This window comes from Peribacillus sp. NPDC101481 (genome assembly GCF_044767165.1).
Taxonomy (GTDB): Bacteria; Bacillota; Bacilli; order Bacillales; family DSM-1321; genus Peribacillus.
On sequence record NZ_JBIWNJ010000005.1, the window covers coordinates 18,401 to 42,802 of the forward strand.

The 24,402-nt window shown below is 41.8% G+C and carries 29 protein-coding genes; 14 read left to right on the plus strand and 15 right to left on the minus strand.

The window, feature by feature from the left end; translation table 11 throughout:
- The first annotated feature begins 224 nt into the window (after positions 1-224).
- The gene (locus ACIROD_RS23390) at positions 225-1,316 is read left to right on the plus strand and encodes an FUSC family protein (protein WP_101225964.1); all 1,092 of its coding nucleotides are present in this window, start codon (positions 225-227) and stop codon (positions 1,314-1,316) included.
- A gap of 57 nt (positions 1,317-1,373) precedes the next feature.
- Here the strand turns inward: ACIROD_RS23390 and ACIROD_RS23395 are convergent, their stop codons facing one another.
- Positions 1,374-1,787, minus strand: a complete 414-nt coding sequence (locus ACIROD_RS23395) for a MarR family winged helix-turn-helix transcriptional regulator (protein ID WP_048678312.1) — start codon at positions 1,785-1,787, stop codon at positions 1,374-1,376.
- Between the two features lie 370 nt (positions 1,788-2,157).
- Here ACIROD_RS23395 and ACIROD_RS23400 point away from each other — a divergent pair, with 370 nt between their 5' ends.
- The 5 genes from ACIROD_RS23400 to ACIROD_RS23420 all read left to right on the plus strand — a co-directional run bounded on the left by ACIROD_RS23400 (position 2,158) and on the right by ACIROD_RS23420 (position 6,546).
- Positions 2,158-2,796 (plus strand): biotin/lipoyl-containing protein, encoded by a 639-nt coding sequence (locus ACIROD_RS23400; protein ID WP_101225963.1) that lies wholly within the window; start codon positions 2,158-2,160, stop codon positions 2,794-2,796.
- A 40-nt stretch (positions 2,797-2,836) separates the two neighbouring features.
- Complete coding sequence (locus ACIROD_RS23405) at positions 2,837-4,456, plus strand: DHA2 family efflux MFS transporter permease subunit (protein ID WP_101225962.1); 1,620 nt, start codon at positions 2,837-2,839, stop codon at positions 4,454-4,456.
- An 18-nt stretch (positions 4,457-4,474) separates the two neighbouring features.
- Positions 4,475-5,005, plus strand: coding sequence for an NAD(P)H-dependent oxidoreductase (locus tag ACIROD_RS23410; RefSeq protein WP_063234827.1), 531 nt, complete (start codon positions 4,475-4,477; stop codon positions 5,003-5,005).
- A gap of 13 nt (positions 5,006-5,018) precedes the next feature.
- Entirely contained in the window at positions 5,019-5,366 is a 348-nt protein-coding gene (locus ACIROD_RS23415) for a hypothetical protein (protein WP_101225960.1), read from the plus strand.
- Positions 5,367-5,625: 259 nt separating this feature from the next.
- Positions 5,626-6,546 carry an EamA family transporter gene (locus tag ACIROD_RS23420; RefSeq protein WP_402944842.1) on the plus strand — a complete coding sequence of 307 codons (921 nt, stop codon included), beginning with the start codon at positions 5,626-5,628 and terminating at the stop codon, positions 6,544-6,546.
- Positions 6,547-6,620: 74 nt separating this feature from the next.
- On the opposite strand, the gene ACIROD_RS23425 is transcribed toward ACIROD_RS23420, so the two are convergent.
- The 5 genes from ACIROD_RS23425 to fabL all read right to left on the minus strand — a co-directional run bounded on the left by ACIROD_RS23425 (position 6,621) and on the right by fabL (position 10,907).
- A complete protein-coding gene (locus ACIROD_RS23425) occupies positions 6,621-8,369 on the minus strand; it encodes an ABC transporter ATP-binding protein (protein WP_101225958.1) in 1,749 nt (582 codons plus the stop codon).
- A gap of 250 nt (positions 8,370-8,619) precedes the next feature.
- Entirely contained in the window at positions 8,620-9,150 is a 531-nt protein-coding gene (ntdP, locus tag ACIROD_RS23430) for a nucleoside tri-diphosphate phosphatase (RefSeq protein ID WP_048685440.1), read from the minus strand.
- Between the two features lie 233 nt (positions 9,151-9,383).
- Positions 9,384-9,638: a YgaB family protein gene (locus ACIROD_RS23435; protein WP_063577340.1), complete on the minus strand. Its 255-nt coding sequence runs from the start codon at positions 9,636-9,638 to the stop codon at positions 9,384-9,386.
- A 162-nt stretch (positions 9,639-9,800) separates the two neighbouring features.
- Entirely contained in the window at positions 9,801-10,076 is a 276-nt protein-coding gene (locus ACIROD_RS23440; RefSeq protein WP_402944846.1) for a gamma-type small acid-soluble spore protein, read from the minus strand.
- Between the two features lie 81 nt (positions 10,077-10,157).
- Positions 10,158-10,907 carry an enoyl-[acyl-carrier-protein] reductase FabL gene (gene fabL / locus ACIROD_RS23445; protein WP_230178804.1) on the minus strand — a complete coding sequence of 250 codons (750 nt, stop codon included), beginning with the start codon at positions 10,905-10,907 and terminating at the stop codon, positions 10,158-10,160.
- 69 nt (positions 10,908-10,976) lie between these two features.
- Between fabL and ACIROD_RS23450 the strand changes: the two genes are divergently transcribed.
- Positions 10,977-11,201 (plus strand): hypothetical protein, encoded by a 225-nt coding sequence (locus ACIROD_RS23450; protein ID WP_101225956.1) that lies wholly within the window; start codon positions 10,977-10,979, stop codon positions 11,199-11,201.
- 163 nt (positions 11,202-11,364) lie between these two features.
- Here ACIROD_RS23450 and mutY read toward each other — a convergent pair whose 3' ends face one another.
- Positions 11,365-12,483 (minus strand): A/G-specific adenine glycosylase, encoded by a 1,119-nt coding sequence (gene mutY / locus ACIROD_RS23455; protein ID WP_402944849.1) that lies wholly within the window; start codon positions 12,481-12,483, stop codon positions 11,365-11,367.
- 207 nt (positions 12,484-12,690) lie between these two features.
- On the opposite strand from mutY, the gene ACIROD_RS23460 reads away from it, so the two are divergent.
- Positions 12,691-13,668, plus strand: coding sequence for a metal-dependent hydrolase (locus tag ACIROD_RS23460; RefSeq protein WP_101225954.1), 978 nt, complete (start codon positions 12,691-12,693; stop codon positions 13,666-13,668).
- Positions 13,669-13,723: 55 nt separating this feature from the next.
- Here the strand turns inward: ACIROD_RS23460 and ACIROD_RS23465 are convergent, their stop codons facing one another.
- Entirely contained in the window at positions 13,724-13,990 is a 267-nt protein-coding gene (locus ACIROD_RS23465; protein WP_101225953.1) for a YfhJ family protein, read from the minus strand.
- 113 nt (positions 13,991-14,103) lie between these two features.
- On the opposite strand from ACIROD_RS23465, the gene ACIROD_RS23470 reads away from it, so the two are divergent.
- The gene (locus ACIROD_RS23470) at positions 14,104-14,259 is read left to right on the plus strand and encodes a small, acid-soluble spore protein K (RefSeq protein WP_034305387.1); all 156 of its coding nucleotides are present in this window, start codon (positions 14,104-14,106) and stop codon (positions 14,257-14,259) included.
- Positions 14,260-14,300: 41 nt separating this feature from the next.
- Here the strand turns inward: ACIROD_RS23470 and ACIROD_RS23475 are convergent, their stop codons facing one another.
- A complete protein-coding gene (locus tag ACIROD_RS23475) occupies positions 14,301-14,612 on the minus strand; it encodes a YfhH family protein (protein ID WP_402944853.1) in 312 nt (103 codons plus the stop codon).
- A 75-nt stretch (positions 14,613-14,687) separates the two neighbouring features.
- Positions 14,688-15,485, minus strand: coding sequence for a recombination regulator RecX (recX, locus tag ACIROD_RS23480; protein WP_402944856.1), 798 nt, complete (start codon positions 15,483-15,485; stop codon positions 14,688-14,690).
- A gap of 125 nt (positions 15,486-15,610) precedes the next feature.
- Between recX and ACIROD_RS23485 the strand changes: the two genes are divergently transcribed.
- From ACIROD_RS23485 to ACIROD_RS23495, 3 genes are all read left to right on the plus strand, one after another.
- The gene (locus ACIROD_RS23485; RefSeq protein ID WP_402945096.1) at positions 15,611-16,531 is read left to right on the plus strand and encodes a TIGR01777 family oxidoreductase; all 921 of its coding nucleotides are present in this window, start codon (positions 15,611-15,613) and stop codon (positions 16,529-16,531) included.
- 53 nt (positions 16,532-16,584) lie between these two features.
- Positions 16,585-16,707: a YfhE family protein gene (locus ACIROD_RS23490; RefSeq protein WP_081088510.1), complete on the plus strand. Its 123-nt coding sequence runs from the start codon at positions 16,585-16,587 to the stop codon at positions 16,705-16,707.
- 108 nt (positions 16,708-16,815) lie between these two features.
- Complete coding sequence (locus ACIROD_RS23495) at positions 16,816-17,001, plus strand: YfhD family protein (RefSeq protein WP_402944859.1); 186 nt, start codon at positions 16,816-16,818, stop codon at positions 16,999-17,001.
- 387 nt (positions 17,002-17,388) lie between these two features.
- Here ACIROD_RS23495 and ACIROD_RS23500 read toward each other — a convergent pair whose 3' ends face one another.
- From ACIROD_RS23500 to ACIROD_RS23520, 5 genes are all read right to left on the minus strand, one after another.
- Positions 17,389-18,969 carry a fatty acid--CoA ligase gene (locus ACIROD_RS23500; protein ID WP_402944862.1) on the minus strand — a complete coding sequence of 527 codons (1,581 nt, stop codon included), beginning with the start codon at positions 18,967-18,969 and terminating at the stop codon, positions 17,389-17,391.
- Positions 18,970-19,101: 132 nt separating this feature from the next.
- Positions 19,102-20,253, minus strand: coding sequence for a thiolase family protein (locus ACIROD_RS23505; RefSeq protein WP_402944865.1), 1,152 nt, complete (start codon positions 20,251-20,253; stop codon positions 19,102-19,104).
- A 33-nt stretch (positions 20,254-20,286) separates the two neighbouring features.
- Complete coding sequence (locus ACIROD_RS23510; RefSeq protein WP_402944868.1) at positions 20,287-21,432, minus strand: acyl-CoA dehydrogenase family protein; 1,146 nt, start codon at positions 21,430-21,432, stop codon at positions 20,287-20,289.
- Positions 21,433-21,512: 80 nt separating this feature from the next.
- The gene (locus ACIROD_RS23515; protein WP_101225947.1) at positions 21,513-22,280 is read right to left on the minus strand and encodes a 3-hydroxyacyl-CoA dehydrogenase; all 768 of its coding nucleotides are present in this window, start codon (positions 22,278-22,280) and stop codon (positions 21,513-21,515) included.
- 73 nt (positions 22,281-22,353) lie between these two features.
- Positions 22,354-22,749, minus strand: a complete 396-nt coding sequence (locus tag ACIROD_RS23520; RefSeq protein WP_402944873.1) for a MerR family transcriptional regulator — start codon at positions 22,747-22,749, stop codon at positions 22,354-22,356.
- 164 nt (positions 22,750-22,913) lie between these two features.
- Between ACIROD_RS23520 and ACIROD_RS23525 the strand changes: the two genes are divergently transcribed.
- On the plus strand, positions 22,914-23,339 hold the full coding sequence (locus tag ACIROD_RS23525) for a universal stress protein (protein ID WP_101225945.1): 426 nt from the start codon (positions 22,914-22,916) through the stop codon (positions 23,337-23,339).
- A gap of 163 nt (positions 23,340-23,502) precedes the next feature.
- A complete protein-coding gene (gene cidR, locus ACIROD_RS23530; protein WP_402944877.1) occupies positions 23,503-24,387 on the plus strand; it encodes a cidABC operon transcriptional activator CidR in 885 nt (294 codons plus the stop codon).
- The last annotated feature ends 15 nt before the right edge of the window (positions 24,388-24,402 follow it).

The window sequence follows — 24,402 nt, forward strand, 5'->3', positions numbered from 1 at the left end:
TTTGAAAGCAATCAAGAAATTGCCTATCGTTTCTTTATATATTAAACTTGATTTTAGCTATTGTAACTCTTAGGAAAATCCTGTATATTACTTTTTGTTTACATCTTCTTATTTTAGTGTAAAGTACTAACAAATAAGTTAGAATACAACTTTAAGTAAAAGCCTATATATAAATAGAGCCACGATCCATTACATTACAATACAAAGAAAGGATTAACCCATATATGAAGTTTGGTGCCCGCATTCTCAAAACAGGAATAGCAATTGTTTTAGCGCTTTATCTCTCGGAACTGCTTAACCTTCCTGCTCCTGTCCTTTCTGGGATTGCTGCAATTTTTGCAATACAGCCGACCATTTACCGTTCATATCAAACGGTGTTGGAGCAAATTCAAGGAAATATCATTGGCGCATTGGTTGCTGTCTCCTTCGTTTTGTTGTTCGGAAATGATATTTTTATAATCGGTCTTGCCGTAATGGTTGTCATAACCATCAATTTAAAATTGAAAATGGATAAAACGATCGTCCTTTCCATCGTGACGGTCATCGCCATCATGGAAAGCCAGGAAGGGGAATTCCTGAATTTTGCCTTTATTCGTCTCTCTTCCGTTTTGCTTGGAATCGTTTCTTCGTTTATCGTGAATCTTGTTTTCATTCCTCCAAAGTACGAAGCAAAGCTTTATACACGCATTACAGATGTAACCGAAGACATCTTGAAATGGATCAGGATCAGCACAAGACATGCTACAGAACATACTTTATTGAAAAAAGACATCAGCCGATTGAAGGCGGAGTTACTCGATCTGGAACATATCTATTCCATGTACAAAGAGGAACGGGAATATTTCAAGAAGAACAGTGTAGCTAAAGCAAGAAAGCTTGTCGTTTATCGGCAAATGATCATAACGACAAAAAAAGCGTTTGAAACCTTGAAGAGAATCCATAAATTCGAGAATGAAGTATATCAAATGCCTGAAGATTTCCAACGGAGCATCTTACAGCAGCTTGATTCCTTGATCCGCAAGCATGAACAGTTGATATTACTGCATATCGAAAAAATCAAGTCAATCGAGGAGATTGAAGATTGGGACCAGGATTGTTTAAGTCGTAAAGAGCTGCTCGCCCATTTTTTCGAACAGCAGAATCAAGTGGACGAAATGCATGATAACCTAGGCCACCTCTCTGCCCGCCTTGTACCATTGATTTCTGCAGTCATAGAATATGACGAACAATTGGAACACCTTGAAAAGCTGATCGTCAGCTTCCAGTCCTTCCATAAGGAAGATAACGAAATATCTGTCCAGTATGAAGAAGATTAAAAAAAGACGGTTCCCGGGAACCGTCTTTTTTCGTCTCTATTTAGAGCATGACCTCATTCAATCATCCAAAAGGTTCTTATCAGCAGCCTTTTCAATCGTATCCAATTTCTTCAAAAGATCCTGCAGCTCGTCTTCCGAGAATGAATTGAAGTTCTTGCCCATCAATTTGTTATGATCCGCAAGGACTCTCCCCAAAATCGCTTCCCCAGCCTCTTTCAATTCAAGGTTGATGACCCTGCGATCCTTATCAGAGGGCTGCCTTTTTACATAATCCATTTCGACCAACTTATCTACAAATACGGTAATCGCACTTGGCTTTACGGTTAAGAAGTCAGCCAGCTGAGTCGATTTGATCGACCCCTCTTTTTTCAATATCAATAATATGAAAAACTGAGGCGATGTTAATCCATAAGGCTGAAGATTTTTTGCTACGATGGCCCTAAGCTTCTTCCTAATCCGAAAAATCTGCATTTCTATACTATTAGTTACTTCCCATTTAAATTCCAGCCTTCTCACTCCTTATATAGGACAATCCTACCTCTTAAATTTAATTAAATGGCATTCCAATGTCAACTTTACTTTCCATATATCCTTAAAACTAAAAAAAATTCAAATTTTTACTATTTCTCTGTATTTATTTCCCACCATTTTTCCGAATAAATTACATGACAAAAAATAATTAAACTGGTAAACTCTTTACTTAATAATATTAATACTTATAAAAGTTAATATTTATTTAATTTAACAAATAAACATTAGAATAGGAGGCGTTGTCATTTCTGGCTAGTGAACAGTATCGAAAAAAGGAATACATCATCAATATTTTTTGGAGGCGAAACAAGTGAATAGAGGACGTTTAGTTTTAATCAATGTCATTGGTTTGGTTATTATCATAGCGGTATTAGCCGGTGGGGCTTATTACTATTATGAAAGCACGAATTTCATTAAAACGGATGAAGCGAAGGTTTCAGGAGAGCTATATACCATCGTTGCCCCCGCTGCCGGTAAATTAGCAGATTGGGACTTACATGAAGGAGACAGTGTAAGTAAGGATGACAATGTTGCCAATGTAACCACTTTAGATGGAAAAGAAGCGGTAAAAACCGCAGCACAGGGTACTATCGTTAAAACACAAGTGCATGATGAGCAGCTTGTTCAAGCGGGTCAAACGCTGGCTCAGACAATCAATATGGATGATCTGTCCATAACGGCTAATATTGAAGAAAATAAATTAAAGGATATCGAAAAAGGTGACAGCGTAGATATTATCATCGATGGAGATCCCGATACTGTCTTCGAAGGTACATTGGAACAGATCGGTTATGCTACAACGTCCGTCTTTTCAGTGATGGGCAATCAAAACAGCAGCGGAAACTATACGAAAGTCACTCAAAAAGTACCAGTTAAAATTTCCATCAAAGCACCATCCGATAAAGTTCTGCCTGGAATGAACGCAGAAGTGAAAATTTCAACTAAATAAAATGGCTACACAGTTATACAGAAAGGAGGCTTTTCTTTAAATGGCTTCTCAAACCATCACAGTAAATGAAAACAAGGGAATGAAGCAGTTTGCCCCCATGTTAATTATCTTAATGCTAGGTTTGTTCATGGTCATTTTGAATCAAACCCTGCTTAGTGTCGCCATGCCCAGGATGATGGCAGAATTCAATGTAGCTGCGACTACGATTCAATGGTTATCAACTGGATTCATGCTCGTGAATGGAGCCTTGATCCCACTGTCCGCTTTTTTAATTGAACGGTTTGGCACGCGCATTTTATTCCTTGCTGCCATGTTTTTATTCACCATCGGGACATTCATCTGCGGCATCGCACCCAATTTCCCCGTCATCCTTACAGGCAGGCTGATTCAGGCGGCTGGCGGCGGGATCCTGCAGCCATTGGTCATGACGATCATTCTTTTCATCTTCCCTCCGGAAATGCGCGGGAAAGGCATGGGAATCTTTGGACTTGCCATTATGTTTGCCCCTGCAATCGGCCCGACTTTATCTGGTTGGGTCATTCAGGAATATAGCTGGCGGGTCATGTTCTACGCAATGGTGCCATTAGGCATGATAGTCATGACACTCGCCTTTTTAAGTATGCGTAATGTAGCAGAACCAAAGAAAATCAAATTGGATTTGTTGGGTGCGTCTCTTTCCTTGCTGGGAGTTGCATCCTTACTATACGGTGTCAGTGAAGCGGGTTCCAAAGGCTGGACGGATCCCATCGTTCTGGGAACGATCATCATCGGGCTGATCCTTTTGACGCTTTTTGTGGTTCAACAGCTTAAATCGGAAACACCTATGCTCGACTTCCGTGTATTTAAGTATGACATGTTCGTATTATCGAATATCATTTCCGCCATCGTCACAGTGGCCATGTTTACCGGGATATTCTTATTGCCTATATATTTGCAGACATTAAGAGGCTTCACACCAGTTCAATCCGGCCTATTGATGTTACCCGGAGCCCTTGTGATGATGGTGATGTCACCCATTTCAGGAGCATTATTTGACAAAATCGGACCTCGTCCATTAGCACTAATTGGTTTAGCGATTACTGCCGTCACAACCTTTGAGTTCGCTAAATTGACTACGGAAACTACCTATTCGACTTTGGTCATCATCTATGCCATCCGCGCACTTGGAATGTCTTTACTGATGATGCCGATCATGACTGCTGGGATGAATCAGCTTCCCAAGCATTTGAATACACATGGTACGGCAATGAGCAATACGCTTAAACAAGTGACCGGAGCCATTGGTACGAGCTTCGTCACAACCATTTATACAACCCGTGCATCTTTCCATGGAACTGCTTTAGGAACGGAAATGAGCACGAGTGATCCCGGTTTTGTTCAGAATTTCCAAACAATCGTTCAATCCATCATGAGTTCGATGAATCAAACTAGTGAACAGGCACAGGAAACTGCCATGTCGCTGATTTCTTCACAAATCCAGGGTCAAGCAAATGTGATGGGAATCAATGATGCATTCTTTTGGGCAACAGGCTTTGCAATTGCCGGTATCGTTCTTTCACTGTTTTTACGTGACGTTCGGAAGGACAAAGCAATGAAAAAAGCTAAACAAGAACACTTGGATGTACCTTTGCTTCCTTCACCAGTAAAAAAATCGGTTTAATTAAATGGGGGAATAAAAATGAAGATCTATGTTGTTTACGACAGTGAAGGCAACCATACGAAAGCACTTGCCGAATCAATAGCTCAAGGGGCCGCCGCGGTCCCCGGCGCTGAGGTTCTCATTGACCATGTGAACGAGGCGGATGTTTATAAGCTCCAGGAAATGGATGCCATCATTTGGGGCTGTCCCGGTCATTTCGGCACCATCAGTTCGAGTTTGAAAACATGGATCGATAAACTTGGGTATCTATGGGCGGAAGGTGCGCTGATCAATAAAGTGGGTGCTGTGTTCTGTACGACGGCCACCGTACATGGCGGACTCGAGGCTACCATGCTGAACTTAATCACCCCTATGCTTCATCAAGGCATGATCATTGTTGGCTTGCCCGGCACTGTCCCGGAAAACGCCTTATATGGCTCCTACTATGGAGTAGGAATAAGCTGTCCGCCCGGTGTGGATGACAACATCACCAAAAATGACTTGCAGCTTGGAGAGGCATTAGGAAAACGGGTTGCCCATGTCACCCGTTCATTCATAAACGAGCTCTAGGAGGCTTGATTCAATGGGCATAATTCTAATTATCATCGTTGCCATATTAGCGGTTACGGGCTTGATCACATACAATATCAAAGCCTTATCCCCTGAAGGTAAGCCGCCGGGTGTCGAGGAAGAGAACTCGTTGGAAGAGTCCGCTTTCTCTTCGGCTGATGATTCCGTTACCGAAATCATCTCCCCAGCAGACAATGATGAATTGAAAATGAAAGATCAGGATTATCGTTTGGCACTTTCCAAGCTTCACAATCAAAAGCCAAATGATGAGCCAACTGCAGAAAAAAAGCCTAATCTTCGCAAAATGAAAGACAAGGAATACCGTGGTACATTGGAAGACTTCCGGCAAAATGGCGATTGAAGAACGTCACCCCATTCGGCATATTCGCCTCTTCTGGGGTTTTCCACACTGCCTTTAGCTTAAAGATAGACCTGCAGGCTTAACTTATTTTTCTGGTTGACAAATATTCACAAAGACTTTAAGCTAAGGTAATGTAACACAAACATTTTTTTAAACTCAGCTTTTGTTGAGAGACGGAATTTTAAAAGGATTTCCTTTTTTCGTTCGTCACTTGCCTTTTTGGCAGGTGGCGATTTTTATTTTTACAGGGGTGAAAAATATGCAACTTTTGAAGTATTCCATAATGGTCTTAATCGGTTCGATCTCATATGGCACATTATCCACCATGATGAAGTTTGGATTCATGGATGGCCATTCATCCGGAGAACTAGTTGGCAGTCAATACCTCGTCGGTTGGCTGATTGTCTCCTTGTTATTTCTTTTTTCGTTTAAATATAAAGTTTCATGGAAGAGTGCCGGATTACTTTTAATCACGGGCATGATGTCCACTTTCGTCGGAAAGGCATATGCCGTTTCCGTATCCGAGCTTCCCGCTTCCATTGCCGTTGTCTTTTTATTTCAATTTACCTGGATAGGCGTTCTCATTGAAAGTTTCATAAATAAAAGACGCCCGGATAAAAATAAACTCATTGCCATTTTCGTTCTCTTCATCGGAACATTATTGGCAGGCGCTATCTTTGGTCAGCCTCTATCCGGCCTAAGCCTAAAAGGCGTATTGTTCGGTCTATTGTCTGCCTTGCTTTTTGCGCTATATATGTATTGCAACTCTCAATTCGCAGTTGGGGAATCTTCAATGAAACGGCTATTTTTCATTGCAACAGGTGGTATGCTGACTGCTGTATTCACAACTAACCCCGTCACACTTGTGACGAATCTTGTCCAAACGAACCTATGGTACTACGGTCTGCTGCTCGGCACATTGGGTGTTTTAGTTCCTTTCTTTTTCTTTGCTGTCAGTTTGCCCAAAGTGGGTGTCGGCCTTGGAACGATTCTTTGTGCTGCGGAACTGCCCTCAGCGATGGTCGTTTCCGTCATCTTTTTGCATGAACAGGTTACGTCACTGCAATGGTTCGGGATGTGCTTGATCATCGTAGGCATCGCCTTGCCTGAGGGAATAAAGCATCTGCCGCATTTCCTTCCTGACAGAAAAAAAACGCTGCATGAAAAAAGGATTTCATAACGTGCATGCGCACAAGAAAGACCATTCCCGTTAGAGGAATGGTCTTCTTTTGTATATTGTTTTTCCTATTCTTCTTAAGAATCCAATTGTTGTACTTGAAATAGGTTGTAGTAATGCCCTTGCTTTTTCATAAGTTCTTCGTGTGTTCCCATTTCCGTAATTTCCCCATTATCGATATGAACGATCCGATCGGCATGGGTGATGGTGGATAACCGATGGGCCACGATGATGGTTGTCCGGTCTTTCGCTAAAATATCCAGCGCCTCCTGGATGTAGTGTTCACTTTCCAAATCCAATGCGGATGTGGCTTCATCAAGTACAAGGATTGGCGGGTTTTTCAAAAATACCCTCGCAATGGCCACCCGTTGCTTTTGGCCTCCGGATAATTTAACTCCCCGCTCCCCGACTTTCGTTTCATATCCTTCTTTCAGACCCATGATGAAGTCATGGGCATTCGCCGCCTTTGCCGCTTCAAATACTTCTTCATCACTTGCATCAGGTCGTCCCATAAGGATGTTGGCCTTAACCGATTCGCTAAATAAGATATTATCCTGTAGAACCATTCCTATTTTATCTCTTAGGGAGCGGACTTGATACTTACGGATATCCGTCCCATCCAATAATACCCTTCCCTCCGTCACATCATAGAAACGGGAAATCAAACTGACGATCGAGGATTTCCCGCCGCCGCTCATCCCGACAAGTGCAATGGTTTCCCCTGGTTTGACATCCAAGTTTATATGTTTCAAAACTGGTGCCTCTTTTTCGTCATAAGCAAACGATACATCCTGAAAGGTTATTCTGCCTTCCACATGCTTAAGCTCTTTCGCCCCTGGTTCGTCATCGATATCATACTTCTCATCCACAAACTCAAAAACCCTGTCCATGGACGCCAATGTCTGGGTCATTGTCGTCGAAGAGTTTACTAAACGTCTGAGGGGATTATAAAGCCGGTCAATGAAACCGACGAAGGCAACCATGGTACCCAGTGACAATTGTTCATGAATGACCTGATAACCGGCAAATCCTATTACGAGCAAGGGGGCAATATCCGTGATCGTATTCACGACGGCAAATGACTTGGCATTCCAGCTTGTATGCTTTAGGGCCTTATCGAGGAAATTCTTGTTTTGCTTCGCAAACAATTCCTGTTCCCTGTCTTCTATCGCAAAGCTTTTGATGACTGACATCCCTGAAACCCGTTCATGAAGGTGACTCTGTACATCAGCTAACGCTTGGGATCGAATCCTTGTATAGGTTCTCAGCTTGCCAAAGAAATGCTTAATCGAAAATGCGTAAAAAGGAAGCATGATGATCGATACAACGGTTAACTTCACGTCCATTGTAAACATGATGACTATCACTATGATGATCGTTGCTATATCGAGCCAAAGGTTCATCAAACCCGTGATGACAAAGTTCTTCGTTTGTTCCACATCCGTGATCATCCTCGAAATGACCTCGCCCACCCTTGTATTGGAATAATATTTAAAACTCAGTTTCTGTATATGAGTAAATAAATCATTACGAATATCATATAAGATTTTCGTTCCGGTCCATTGCGCAAAATATTGTCTGTAATACTCAATCGGCGGTCTAACTGCAACGAAAATGAAAATCATGATGGCCATTGCCCATAAAAGGCGTTCGGATTTCACGGCTTTGGACAGGTCACCATTTCCGATGATGTCATCCACTATATACTTACTGAGCAATGGAAGCAGAAGTGGAATTGCGAACTTTAACAATCCAATCAGTACCGTTCCGATTATCTGCCATTTATATGGTTTGACGAATTGCAAATATCTCTTAATGCTCCCCACGGAATACCTCCTTTTCTGAATCATTAAATCCAAATGAAAAAAGTCCATACCAGCAATTTGGAATCTTATATGCACTGTTCAATTATATTTTCCTTTTCGAAGATTAAGTATCAAAAGGATTTCATTCACTAACTTTCAAACACATTTAAAGGAGGTTTAATGGTTCCTGCATCGTGATAGATTGAAACAGTTGTGTAGATATATGTTACACAATGAAAAAGCCTGCCAATTAAGCAGCAGGCCTTTTCTATCATCGATAGGTTAAAAAGCGTTCATACCAACTATCAATAAACTCTGCGGAGAATGGTCCTTTTCGCTGGCGTATCATATAAATCAAATAGTCTACGTTCTGTTTCAATATTGAATCGATGGCATCCGGGTAATTCATTTCTTTCCGATGCCTTTCATATTCATCCTCATCCAGCAAATTAAACGTCATATCTGGGAATACTTTAATGTCCAGGTCATAATCAATGTATTTCAATGCTCCCGAATCGTATGTGAACGGCGAACTGATATTGCAATAATAATAAACCCCGTCCTCTCTCAACATACCAATAACATTAAACCAATACTTTGAATGAAAATAGCAAATCGCCGGCTCTCTCGTAATCCAGGTCCTTCCATCTGATTCCGTTACCATAGTACGGTCATTCGCTGCTATCACCAGATTTTGGGTCCCTTTTAAAACGGTTGTCTCTTCCCAGATACGATGGATATGTCCATTATGTTTATAGCTGTGGATTTGGATTTTTCCTCCTTCGGCAGGAACAATCCCCATTTATCTCTCCCTACTTTCTATAGACACCCTGACAGCGTACTGTGCCCTATTCCGTTTGCAGTTGTTGTGTGTATTTAAAATATATACTTTTTTCCATTTACCCTATATTCCTATATTATAGCGATTTATTCACAAATTTAAAACAAAAGTGGCTAATCTCCCAGTGAAAATGTGTAAATAAGTCGAAAAAGTCTGACCATCCACCCATTTTAACTAAGAAATTAGCCGGTTATTTATCGTATGGCAGCCTGTCCTTGCTGAAAATAACGGATGACTTCTTCCGTTTGCTTCTCGAACATATCATGGATACTTTTCAATTCCTGCTTTTTGAGTTGAATCTCTTCCTGAATGGTGACCGCTTCACTCTCCTCTTCCAGGGCAAGGAGTTGCTTCTCTATATCTTGGCATCTTTCGATTTCGGATTGTAAAAGTAAAAGCTTATCCATCGTTTTCAACTGGTTGTTAATAAGCCGGTTAAATTCCTCCATGAATGCACCTTCCTAATCTGTATTTTTTCTATAAGTATGTATATTCTATTTTAATCAGCTTTTTCCTTTGACATAAAATGTAAACACAACGAAACATTTGTCGAATACAATGAAAGGCAAAAAAAAGCACCCTTCATAAGAAGGATGCTTTTTCATCGGCAATTAGCCTTGGTTTTTATTGCTTTGAGATTTTTGGTTTTGTTGTTTCACTTCTTGAACGTTAGTTTCAGAAGCAAACTCTGTACCGAATTGGCCTTGTGCTTGACCTTGGCCTTTTCTTTGTTGAGATTGCGCGTTTTGTTGTCTCACTTCTTGAGCGTTGGTTTCAGAAGCAAACTCTGTACCGAATTGACCTTGACCTTGTTGAGATTGCGCGTTTTGTTGTCTCACTTGTTGAACATTTGTACCTGCTTGTGATTTATTCATGTTTTTAGCCATTGATATCACCTCCACGATAATAAGATAACCATTATCCAGGAGTGCTATCCAACAAAAATCATTTAAATTTTTCCAGTTACATTAAACAAGCAATGAAATGCCTCCATCAACAATTACGGTTTGTCCACGAATCATACTGGCTCCATCGGAAATTAAAAACAGGATGGTATTCACCATATCTTCCACCTCGACCATCCGGCCAGCGGGAGTCTGATCTGCCGCCTCAGCAAGCATTTCATCCCGATTCGGGAAAGACTTCAGGGCATCCGTATCGATCACACCGCCTGATACAGCATTGACACAAATATTTTTTGCAGCCAGTTCGACCGCTAAATATCTTGTCAGTGCTTCAAGTGCAGCCTTGGAAACTCCAACAGCTGTATAATTTTTCAAATAGCGAATGGATCCCAGTGAACTGATGCTGACAATTTTCCCTCCGCCGTTCCTCTCCATTAATTTCGCCGCTTCCTGTGCGCAGAAAAGGAGGGCTTTTGTATTGATGTCCATGGTCCAGTTCCAATGGGATTCCTCCAGCTCCATCAATGGGCGCTGCACTCCAGAGGCCGCATTATTAATGAAAATATCCAAACGTCCATAATAAGCATCGATTTCCTCGAACATGCTTTTCACTTTCGCAACGTCACCGACATTTGCCTTAACTACAAGGGCTTTGCGCCCTAACGCTTCAATTTCGGCCGCCACTTCTAATGCTTTCGACTTGCTCCGGGCATAATTAATAACGAGGTCGTAACCTTCCTCTGCAAGCCTTATTGCCGTGCTTCTGCCTAAACCTTTACTGCTACCTGTAACGAGTGCCACTTTTTGTTCCATACGTTTATTCATCCTTTCTGAGTAAACACCTAGTAATAAAAATCATTTTTTTTAAGGAGTGTTACTGTTATGTATGTTGGACGTGATATGACAGAGTTATCGATGATGCAAAAATCGGATTGGGAAAATAGTGAACTTGCCTATTTTCATCACTCCCTTCAACAAATGGTACCTTATTTAAACCAAGAAGGACAGAGTATCCATAGCGAAATCGTCAAAGAAATTGAAAATAGAGGCGGACTTAATAGACAAGAAGCAGATTATACCCATGGAACGAAAACCATTTACGATTGATTTTATACGGATATCGTTTTAATAATCAACAAAAGGAAGAGGATATCTTAGCGGATATCCTCTTTTAGCATAATATCCCTGTTCCCAGGGAAATACAAATCGCACCCAAAAAATAAAGAATGTAATATGATTGACCCCATGAATGCTTGAATACTATAAAGATTTATTCGATACACTCTTTTTCTTTATACGCTCTCATCATTTTTTGGTGGGAAACCGGAAATGCCAACTCCTCCATCTCTGCCTCACTCACCCACTTAAGTTGCTGTTCTCTTAATGTCTCTTCACTGATGGCTTCTTTGACCACTCCGATATACGTGTCCACTTTCCAAACGAGGTGTGAGAAAACATGTTCAATTCTTACAAGTGATTCAGTGATTTCCGGTTTGACGCCATACATTTCCTGAAACCTACTTTCGAAGAACTCCCTCTTATGCAAAAGGGATGAATGGTTTTCGAAATTCGGATATTCCCAAAGATTTGCAAGCAATCCTTCTGGTGCTCGCTTGTGAATTAAAAACTCACCTTTTTCATTCGTTAAAACGGCAGCTACAATTGGTACATCCCGCGTCTTTTTCTTTTGGATTTTCACCGGCAATTCCAACTGAACCCCAGCTTCAAATGCTAGACAATGACTTTGGACGGGACATAATAGGCAAGCAGGCTTACCTGGTGTACAAATCAATGCTCCAAGTTCCATCAACGCTTGATTGAAGGCTGAGGTATGTTCATGATCGATCAGCTTTCTGACGGCTGCTTCGAAAGTTTTTCTTGTCTTTGGCTTTGCAATGTCTTCATATATCATCAATATCCTTGATAAAACACGCATGACGTTTCCATCAACGGCTGGCTCCGGCTTACCGTATGCGATACTAAGTATCGCACCAGCTGTATAAGGGCCGACACCTTTCAATTTGGATATTTCATCGGGATCATCCGGTACAATCCCATTATAGGATGCCTTCACTTCCTGAACGGCACTATGCAGATTCCTTACACGTGAATAATATCCCAGCCCTTCCCATGCTTTTAGGATTTTCTCTTCATCGGCATTGGCAAAATCCTCGAGTGTAGGAAACCATTCCACAAACCGGTTGAAATAAGGAATCACCGTGTCCACTCTCGTTTGCTGCAGCATTATTTCAGAAACCCAAACACGGTACGGGTCCTTATTTTCCCTCCATGGCAATTCTCTTTGTTCTTCGAGAAACCAGGAAACCAAATCTTTTTGAAATTCATCGATTTTTATTTTTTCTATTGTCGGGATCGTTATTTCTTTCACATCAGTTCCTCCAAAGATGTTACACTCTTATCAAAATTGGGAATACCTATAGTAGGCCATTCTTTTTTTAATATCATGTTCATATTCATTTATTTGTAAAGATTCACGGAAATAAATCAAAATTATATTCATTTGATGGTTAATATATAAATACGGTATGATGAAAGAAGACCATTTTTTTCAAATTGTGGCAGGGAGGTTAGTTTTTTGGATACAGGTACTCACTTTGTCATGGGAATTGCTCTTGGAGGTCTTGCCACATTAGATCCTGTCATTGCGCAGAGCCCAGTCACTGCAAGTGCAGTCATAGCAGGTACGATATTGGGATCACAAGCTCCGGACATTGACACTGTTTTAAAATTAAGGAATAACGCTGTATATATACGAAACCACCGTGGAATCACGCATTCCATTCCCGCTGTTTTACTCTGGCCCTTGATTATCAGCGGAGCACTTTTCGCCATCTTACCTGAAGCAAATTACCTTCATCTTTGGCTTTGGACCTTTTTAGCCGTTTTCCTTCACGTATTCGTGGATATATTCAATGCTTATGGGACCCAGGCTCTCAGGCCGATTTCGTCTAAATGGGTAGCTTTAGGGGTCATCAATACATTTGACCCGTTCATTTTTGGAATACATGTTGCCGGCCTGATATTATGGGGCTATGGATTTCCTCCAGGCTATTTATTTCTTTCCATTTACGGAATACTCGTCATTTATTATATTTCCAGGTTCAGGGAACAAGCTTTTATAAAAAAAGTGGTCAAAAAGCAAATTCCAGGAGCAAGGAAAATCCTATTATCACCGACCATGCGTTTTCATCGCTGGAAAATTGCGGTGATTACCGAAAAGAATTATTATGTGGCACGGGCCGATAATGGATATGTGACGATTCTTGATACCTTCGATCGAGTGCCATTGCCTGAAAGTGAAATTCTTGAAGCCGCCAAAAAGGATATCAACTTGGCAGCCTTTCTGTCCTTTTCGCCGGTTTACCGATTTGAAATCGAACAGATTAAAGAATATTATGAAGTCCGTTTTATCGATTTAAGATACCGCAGCAATGGATATTACCCGTTTGTGGCAGTGGTCCATTTAGACAGCGAATTGAATATCTTGAATTCTTATACCGGCTGGATCTTTAGCGAAGCGAAACTGCAGAAGAAATTGAATATTATTTTGTAGTCACTGCGTATTGAAAAAGAGCTGATTCCAGGGAACCCCTCTGGAATCAGCTTTTTTAATGCACTCGATTCTGCTGATTTAATAACTGTTGATATTTAGGGTTTTTTGCAATGAATTCGTGGAATTGCTCACCGTAGTTATCAATCCAGGTCCTTACAACTCGCGATGTCATTTCTTCTCCGGCATATTCATGCCCGGCCTTTGCATAGGTCGCCTCGAAATCTTCCCATAATAATTCCACCCAAGTCAAAGCTTGCTCATACGTGATGTGTTCATTTTTCTCAAGCAGTATCTTGGTTAATCTTTCATGGTAATCATTCATTAGAACCACCTCATTGCCAATATTTTTACAGAATGAACTATACTGTTCCATACCCATACTAGTGGTAAGCGGAAACGCTTCTGTCTTTAATCTGATGCTTGGAGGAGAAAAATTTGCGAAATAAACAAAAAGGATTCCCCAACCAAAACAATAATAAATTCCAAGGCGAGCCTCGTGCCAAAGCAAGGTATGCTTCAAAGCGTGCAGATGGCAGTATAAATACACACCCTCAAGAAAGAATGAAAGCCTCAAACGAGCGATCGAATTAAAAGATGCACCAGAAGGAATCGGGTAGTTCCCCGGTTCCTTTTTATCTTAACATTGAAATCGGCAGTGCTTCTTCCTTACCGCTTCCGCCTAAGCGGTATCCCCAGGCGAATACGCCATTCATATAATCAATTTTGAAATAGACACCGGGATCTCCGTCAATTTGATATATTTCACCTTTTTTGAAATCATCCGGATTTAACAAATAGGCCTTTGCCATCGTCACTTTTCGTTCCAATACTGAAAATTCATTAACCATTCCCAATTGCTCTGCTTTTCTCGCTTTTTCAGTCAACGCTGCAATTTCCTGCTGTAGTTCATAGGCGGACAACTTGCTGTATCTTACGTCGCTCATATATATGACTCCTTAAATGAAATATTAATTTACCTCTATATTAAACAAAATTTTGCGATTTGGCTATCGATGCACTTAATCCTCATCAGGATTGGAAAGATAACGCTCAATCAATTCTATTGGAAAACCTTTTCTGTATAATGCCTGCTTCATTTTTTGTTCATATTCGAAGCCTTCATGGTTTTTATATCGACGTTGCATTTTTTCGGCATGGTGGCAAAGAGAATCCCATTGTTCATCTTCATCCTTTTCAACCGTCACATCTTCAAGTGCTTCATGGATGACATCTCTTGGGAAGCCTTTCCGTAACAAGGTTTGTTCAACCTTCAGCTTTAAAGCTCGTTCGGAAATGTTTTTTTCCTTTTTGACTGCTTTTCCAGCAAGTTTGCTTGCATGTTCAATCTGAATATCATAGGGGTATTCCTTCAATGCCTCGACAACCAACTTTTCTTGCACCCCTTTTTCCTTAAGCTCGAGCTTAAGGGTAGTGGGCCCTTTATTGCCGCCATTCACATGGGTCCGTACGTAAGCCTTGGCAAATTCAAGGTCGTCTAAATAGTTAAAGCTGTAAAGTTTATGTATCGCTTCCTTAATGATCGGCTCTTCCGTTTCCTTCTTTTTTAAATAAAGGCGAATTTCCGATTCCGAGCGCATCCGGTATGATAAATAATTAAGTGCATCGGTAAATGCTTTTTGGATTTCATCATGGAATTGTATTTCAGCTAAAAGTAGGTCATCAAGTTCCATACCCTTTTTCAAGTGAAATTTCAGTAGCACTTCTTCGTCTACACTGAAGGCATATTTTTCGTCAACGAAAATGTTATAACGATCTTTACGTTTCTTTTGGGTTGTTATTTTTGTTATGTTTGGCATAAATCCACCCCCTCCACTACTTTACCCCTTTACGTTTACCATTTCTATATATAGCATGTCTAAAAATGAAAAAAGAACATGGGCATGTTAAAGTGAAGGAAAGAAAGGGAAAGGAAGTGGTTTTCATGAAAATAGCCATTGCTGGTGGAAGCGGTTTTGTCGGCACAGCCCTTATTGATGAATTATCAAAAGAAAATCATGATATATATATTTTGACGCGTCATCCCGAAAAATTTAATAAACAGACTAATTTGACATATATCGGCTGGTTGACCAAGGACGCAAAGCCGGAAAAACACTTGGCAGGGCTCGATGTTTTCATTAACCTTGCTGGTGAATCTTTAAACAGCGGGCGTTGGACACCTGAACGAAAACGCCGGATTGTCGAAAGCAGGGTCGAAGCTTCCAAAGAGATGAACCGGATCATTTCCATACTGCCCGATAAAGTGTCCGTCATCATTAATGCAAGTGCAATCGGATATTATGGGATTTCGGACAATGAAACCTTTACCGAAACCTCTGAATCGATTGGTGATGATTTCTTGGCCCGTACTGTTCAACTATGGGAAAAGGAAGCGGCTAAATCACGCTCTTACAGTAAAAGGTTGATTCTGACAAGATTCGGGGTGATTCTTGGAGAAAAAGACGGTGCACTGCCAATGATGGTCCTCCCCTATAAACTATTCGGCGGAGGAAAGATGGGCAAAGGGAATCAGTGGCTTTCCTGGATTCATATCCATGACGTGGTCCGTGCAATCATCTTTTGCATGAACGATGCTCGGATAGAAGGTCCAATCAATTTTACTGCACCGAACCCCGTTCAGATGGATACATTCGGGAAAACGATAGGAGCTGTCCTGCACCGGCCCCATTGGTTGCCCGTACCTCCCTTCTTCCTCAAGAAACTGCTTGGGGAAATGAGCATACTTGTACTTGAAGGGCAAAATGTCCTTCCCGCTAAACTTAAAGTGGAAGGATTCACCTTCTCCTTTCCAACCCTTAAAGAAGCTTTACAAAATATCTTAAAAGAAGATTCTCACGTATGAAAGGGTCATTTTAGGAAAAAATAGGGATATTAAGTGGAATGGAGATGATCTAATTGCTTAAAAAACACGATAAAGAGAAAAGTAACTTGACTAGTACACAAGCGATTCTTTATGCTCGCGAATTTAAAAAAGCAGATCGGGCTGGTGGATATACCGAAAAGAAATCCCGTCGTTAAGTTTGGAGTTTTTTCCCGTACATTTTGAACAGCCACTCAACACAAAATAAGCTGGAGATGATAAATGAATTCATCTCCAGCTTATTTTTTATTCTAGGGGGCGCTAACATGGGACGCAATAACATACACCATAATCGAGATAAGAACACACAGAAACTTCCTCAGGTTCCTAAAAACCTGAAAAGTGACGGACTTGACGTTGAATATTCTTCCGAACTGGCTGACCAGAAAGACATCGAGGCACAAGCCCGGGCAAATGCGGCTGACCGCCGTGCTCATAATCGCCGCTTATAAGCAGGAGAAACCAACCAAGGGGCTTGTTAATCAGCCCCTTATGTTTTCTTTATTTACACAGCTTATCCACAGCCCTGTGTATATTGTGGATATATTCAGAAAATACTGATAAAAAACAAGTACAATAAATCACCTTATCAACATGAAAATAATGTTATTTCTGGATAACCCTGTGGATTATGTGGATAAAGTGGATTTTAAGCTAACCACTCAGCATTATTATTGTGGATAACTATTCTCTCTCCTTGAATTGTTCCACAGGATTATTATTTATATAATAACTATCTGTTACGGTCTATATTATGTCTTACCTCCAAGTATTATCGTATGCCAAATGACTTTTCCACCCCTAACTTGTCAGTAGGCTTATTGCTATTGACCCCAGCATTAAAGAAGGTTCCCCAAACTTTTTCCATCAGCATTTTCTTCCAACTGTTTACGAAGCAAGAATTTTTGCATCTTCCCACTTGCGTTTCGAGGCAGCTCATTACTGAAGATATATCTTCTTGGACGTTTATAGTTCGCCAGTGTTTCACTGTTCTTACACCAGGTTTCTAAGTCGGATTCCGCTAGCGTTGGGTCTTTGGCTACGATGAAGGCCGTTACCATTTCCCCCCAATGATCATCTGGCTGACCAAGGACTGCACAGTCGAGAACTCCTGGATGCTCATATAATGTATCCTCCACTTCCCGTGGATATATATTTTCCCCTCCGGAAATGATCATGTCGTCCACCCGGTCCTTGACCCACAGATATCCATCCTCATCCAGGAAACCGATGTCACCGGAATGGTACCAGCCTTTGTAAAGCGCCGTTTCGGTCTCTCTATCTTTTTTAAAGTAACCCTGCATGATACATGGACCCTTCACAAGGATCTCCCCTGTTTCCCCAGGTTCAAGCATATCCTCGGGATCCGATGGCCCTTCGTCATTCGGGCGGACAATGATGATTTCATGTTCGGAGCATGCCTTGCCGGCAGAACCCGCTTTCCTAATTTGATCTTCCTCCAATAGGAGAGTGATGGCGGGACCCATTTCAGTCATTCCATAAGCTTGGATGAACTGCATGCCGAGTTTCTCCTGACAGGCCCTTACAAGTGAGGGGGCCATCGGGGCTGCTCCATAAAGCCCAAGCTTCAAACTCTGGAATTTATAATCATCCAAGTTTTCCTGAATGAGCATGTTCCACATCGTAGGAGCAGCAAAAAACTTGGTGATCCCCTCTGATTCAATCAGTTCCATTACCTTTTTGGGATTAAACTGATGTAATATGACATTTGCGGCACCGACCTGTACGCGAGGTAAAAAGGAACAGTGCAATTCGGCACAATGGAACATCGGTGCAGTGATCAAACCGATATCAGAGCGTTCGTACTTCATTGCTTCTATTAAAATCTCTGCTTGTTTGACCATATCTTTATGAAGGTGGATGACCCCTTTGGGACGTCCGGTAGTCCCGCTCGTATACATGATGGCATAGATATCATCCTCGTGAACATCCACTTCTTCTGGCTTTGATGAGATACTGGCCAATTTCTGGCGGTAACCTTTGGCATATCCAGGTACATCATCATCAATATACCAAAAGGCCGTTTCCGAAAAACGCTTTTCAACCGCGGCAACGTTCACTTCCAATTCATGTTCGAATAAAACGACCTTTGGAGCAGCGTCGTTCAAGATGAAAGCCAACTCTTCCGGCATTAACCGGAAGTTGATTGGATTAAAGATTGCACCGATTTTTGCACAGGCAAAGAATGCTGTTGCAAGCTCTTCATTGTTGTAAAGGTACGTAGAGACCCTGTCCCCTTTCCGCACCCCTTCCGCTTGAAGGGCCGCCGCCAACCTATTAACCTGCTCATTCCATTGAATGTACGTATAGCGGATATTTCTTCTCACGTCGTAGATAGCTTCTTTAATGGGGAATTCCTGAACCGTCTGATCAAAGATATTTTTAATCGTCACTGACATATCATTTTCCTCCTCAAGTAGGCCCACCATCAACAGGAAGAGTTCAGGCAAAGCCTGCGATGGTCGGCTTCATCCCTTTTCAGCTTTTACTTTCGTGCGAATTACGAATATTCATAAATGGAATGTCCAGTTTCAGTCCAATCTTTCTATGATGGTCGCATTCGCCATCCCATGGCCTTCACACATTGTTTGCAGCCCATAACGGCCGCAAGTCCTTTCTAACTCATGGATCATTGACACCATCAATCTGGCCCCGCTGCCGCCAAGAGGATGACCCAAGGCAATCGCCCCGCCATTTGGATTCAGTTTCTTCGGGTCTGCCCCCGTTTCTTTTAGCCAGGCAATCGGTACAGGAGCGAAAGCCTCATTCACTTCAAATATGTCGATATCATCAATTGTAAGACCTGCTTTTTCCAAAGCTTTTTGGGTGGCGGGAATCGGCCCCGTAAGCATCAGGGTGGGATCTGACCCGACAACAACCCGTGTATGCACTTTAAAGCGCGGTTTCAATCCAAGCTCTTCGGCTTTACTGCGTTCCATCAATAATAAAGCGGCAGCACCGTCACTGATTTGACTTGAATTCCCCGCATGGATTAAACCGTCTTCTTGGAAAACCGGTTTCAATCCAGCAAGTACTTCAAGCGTAGTTCCACCCCTTGGGCCTTGATCTTCCGTAACTTCGATATGATTTCCTTCTTTATCAGTACCCGATACTGATATCATTTCACGATTAAAATGTCCCTCTTTTTGAGCACGTATTGCCTTGGCATGGCTCTCCACGGAAAACTGATCACAATCTTCACGTGTTATTCCCCACTTATCGGCAATTCTCTCAGCTGATAACCCTTGGTTGATCACCTCATAAAGGTCCATATACTTTTGGCTTGTTACAGCACCTTGGTAATTAGACCCCATGGGAACTCGTGACATGTTTTCCACTCCACCTGCCACTACCACATCCATATCACCCGACAAGATGGCCTGGGAAGCGAAGTGGACTGCCTGCTGACTTGATCCACATTGACGGTCAATCGTCGTTCCCGGCACTTCAATCGGAAATCCGGCAATCAGTGCAGCAACCCTTGCTATATCACCGGCCTGTTCGCCCGACTGTGAAACACAGCCTAAAATGACATCATCGACAATAGCCGGATCGATGCCCGCCTTTTCAATCAGCTTCTTCAATACTTCCCCTGCCAGATCATCAGGGCGGACGTCTTTCAAGACACCGTTCCTTCTGCCTACTGGCGTGCGAATCCCTTCAACGATAACCACTTCCCGCATATACTCTCTTCCCTTCTCAACCTTTTTATTAAATTAAAGACCCATATTCTTAGCGATGATCTTCTTCATGATTTCATTTGTCCCTGCATAGATGCTCGCTACCGGAACATCCCGATACCTTCTGGCAATCTTGTATTCCTCCATATATCCATAGCCGCCATGAAGCTGCATGCATTCAATGGATATTTTTCTGGCAGTCTCCGTCAAACGCCATTTTGCCATCGAAACTTCCGTTACAACCTGTTCACCAGCCATATGTTTGGTGATCAATTGATCTAGGAAGGCACGCCCCATTTTGATTTCCGTTGCCATTTCCGCGATTTTGAATTGAGTATTTTGAAACTGACTTACGGATTTTCCGAACGCTTCCCTGCCCTTCACATACTCAATCGTATCGGCCAGCATATCCTCAGATGCGGTTTGAGCACAAATTGCCACCACAAGTCGCTCCTGCTGCAGTTTATCCATTAGGTAATTAAACCCTTTGCCTTCTTCACCAAGCAGGTTTTCCTTTGGAACACGGCAATCCTCGAAGATGAGCTCTGCTGTATCCTGACTGTGCAAACCAAGCTTCTTCAGTTTTCGACCCCTGGAAAACCCGGGTGTATCCCTTTCGACCACGACTAAGCTAACGCCTTTATGTTTCGGAACTGCATTTGGATCCGTTTTACAGGCAACGATGACCAAATCCGCATGTATGCCATTCGTGATGAATGTCTTTTGGCCATTTACTATGTAATGATCTCCGTCCAAAATGGCAGTCGTTTTAATATTGGCCAAATCCGAACCTGTACCAGGCTCTGTCATGGCAATGGCTGTAATGATTTCCCCCGTCGTGCATTTGGGAAGCCAGCGCTGTTTCTGTGACTCATTTCCGTATGCGGAAATATACGGAACGGTGATGTCACTGTGAAGTCCGAAACCAATGAAACCAGAACCGACTCTTTCCAATTCCTCATTAATTATGACTGCAAAGCCCCAATCTACCCCTGAACCTCCATAATCTTCTCCTAGGTCCGGACATAAAAAACCCTGTTCCCCCATTTTCACCCAAAATGACCGGGGGATGATCCTCTCTTCTTCCCATCGTTCATAGTGGGGAACTGCTTCTTTCTCTAAAAACTTTCGGAATGACTTACGGAAAATCTCATGATCTTCACTTAGGTATGGATGTTTCATCTGTTTTATCTCCTCTCCAATTCTTTGTCGGAGGCTCTTTTCCTGGATTTAGAATGGATTGCCCTGAAGGAATTAACAACTTACCTGGGTGACATTCTAATGGCCCCATCCAGTCTGATGGTTTCCCCATTCAGCATTGGATTCGTTATGATGCTTTCCGTTAGTTTAGCGTACTCTTCTGGATACCCGAGCCTTGATGGGAATGGTACGGTTTTCCCTAATGACGTCCTAGCTTCATCAGGTAACGAATCGAACATCGGAGTATGGAATAGACCCGGTGCAATCGATACGACACGTATCCCTTTGCTGGCAAGCTCCCTTGCGATTGGCAGAGTCATACCAACAATCCCACCCTTGGAGGCACTATATGCGGCTTGTCCGATTTGTCCTTCAAAGGCAGCGACCGAAGCAGTATTGATAATGACGCCACGCTCCCCTTCTTGATTTGGCTCATTTTCGACCATTTTTTCCGCGGCAAGCCGGATTACGTTAAACGTACCGACCAAATTGATTTGCACGACTTTTGAGAACGCTTTCAATTCATGCGTACCTTTTCTGCCTATGACCTTCTCTGCAATTGCAATACCTGCACAGTTGATGACCGCATTGATGCTCCCGAATTTTTTCATCCCTTCATCCAACGCCACCGATACGCTTTCTTCACTTGTTACATCCGTTTTAATAAATAGGACTGAATCTCCCAATTCCTGAGCCATTTTAGCGCCTTTTTCCTCAGAAAGGTCAAATATGACCGCTTTTCCACCTTTTTTAATGATGTTTCTTACTGTCGCGGCTCCAAGACCTGAAGCTCCTCCTGTCACAACTGCAATCGTTTCTTGAATTTCCAAATCCTCACCCCATTTGTTTCTAGAATATATATTCATCTTTCACTATCATCAAAACCTATTTTCAAGATTTATTTCACCGCCTGCCTGCTTTATCGTTCACTTTCAAGTCATGAAGGGTTTCGGTAAAGCCTTTGATTACCTGTTCAAAATCCTGCTTCAGCCCATCCAGCTCTTTAATGCGTTCATTTATTTCGTTCAGCTTCTGTCCTGCAGTTTCAATCGTTTTTTCCAATTGCTTTATGCCTGTCCTATCCTTATCGAATAAAAGGACGATATCTTTTATTTCCACTAACGAAAAACCATACTTCTTACCGCGCATTATGATTTTGAGCTGTGCATATTCCTTCTTTCCATAAACCCTTTTTCCCGTTTCGGTACGCTTTGGTTTAAGCATACCCAGTTCCTCATAATATCGGAGGGTCCTTGTCGTCAATCCGAATTCTTTTGCTAAATCAGAAATGGTGTACATGTTAAAACCACACTTTGCAAAGGGATTATTTACCTTCATTTTAACATTGACGTTAACGTAAACTTCAATAATTATTCACAAAATTTATAATATATGAAACTGTATGAAAGATTTAAATTGATATACTAAGGGTATATTCTTTTAAAGAAGGGAATGATCGCTCAATGCTATGTTCAAAAATATTAGTTGCTTATGATGAATCCGAATTGGCACTTAAATCTTTAGAAAAAGCGATTGAATTAGCGAAGCTGGATCCCGCTATCGAAATCCAGGTGCTTCACGCTGTAACGCTGCCAATCAAACCAAATATATATGGCAATGCCTTTCAGGAAATTGAAGAATCCATGCTCAAGTATGGCAAGGAAGTGATTAAAAAAGCGGAAGCGCTTTTATCCGAAATCCCGAATGCATCCCAAACATTTGTCATAGAGGGTTCAGCCATCACGGCTTTATTGGAACATGCAAAATCCCAGAATTGCGACCTTATCATCATGGGCAGCCGCGGATTGAGTGGCTTCAAGGAATTCCTTGGCAGCGTGAGCCACTATATCGTTCAACATTCCCCAGTTCCTGTCTTGCTGGTCAAATAAAATTCACTGCAGTACTCTTTATGACCAGCCCTTTCCTAGGCTGGGTTCCCCTTGGAATCCAGCTTATTTATGCGTGCATGAATTCCAAACTTATCATGTTTTACAAACACTTCCGTTTACAGGTAAAATGGAACTAATTTAAACGAGGATAACAGGTGACGCAATGGATATTAAACATTTGCAATACTTTATAGAGGTAACCAATTTCAATAGCTTCACTCGGGCTGCCGACCATTTATTCATTACCCAGCCTACCATCAGCAAGATGATTAAAAACCTGGAAGCCGAGCTAGGAGTTGAGCTTTTTGATCGTTCACGCAAGCAACTGATTTTGACCGATGCAGGCAGGGTCGTCTTAGACCAGGCAAAATTGATTGATAAGGCCTTTCACAATTTGGAAACGGAAATGGACAATTTAGTAGGTTTGAAAAAGGGACATATACGCATCGGGCTTCCGCCGATAATAAACGCTTCTTTCTTCCCCCGGATACTTAGCCGTTTTCACGAGGATTATCCTAATATTACCTTTCAATTAGTAGAGGATGGTTCAAAGAAAATAGAAGAATCCGTTCAAAGTGACTTAATTGATATAGGCGTAATAGTCCTGCCAACCAACACCGCACTTTTTCATCATTTTGCTTTTTTGGAAGAAGACATCAACTTGATTGTCCATCCCTCCCATCCGCATGCTTGTGTGGAAGAAATTGATTTGGCCGACCTGGAAAAGGAATCTTTCATCTTATTCAATAAAGATTACGTCCTTCGAGATCTCATCATTTCATCCTGTAGTGAAGCTGGTTTTTCTCCACATATCGTCACCGAAAGTTCACGATGGGATTTTATTGAGGAAATGGTTTACTGTAAACTTGGCGTTGCTCTATTACCTGAAAGTTTATGCCGTCATGATGATCGCGTAAAGACAATCAAGGTTAAAAACCCCTCTATTAGTTGGAATTTAGGATTTATTTGGAGTAAGGACCATTACCTTTCATACGCTGCAAAAGAATGGCTGAAATATACGAGGGAAGCGTTATCACATAAGCAGTGAATTATCTAGCATGAT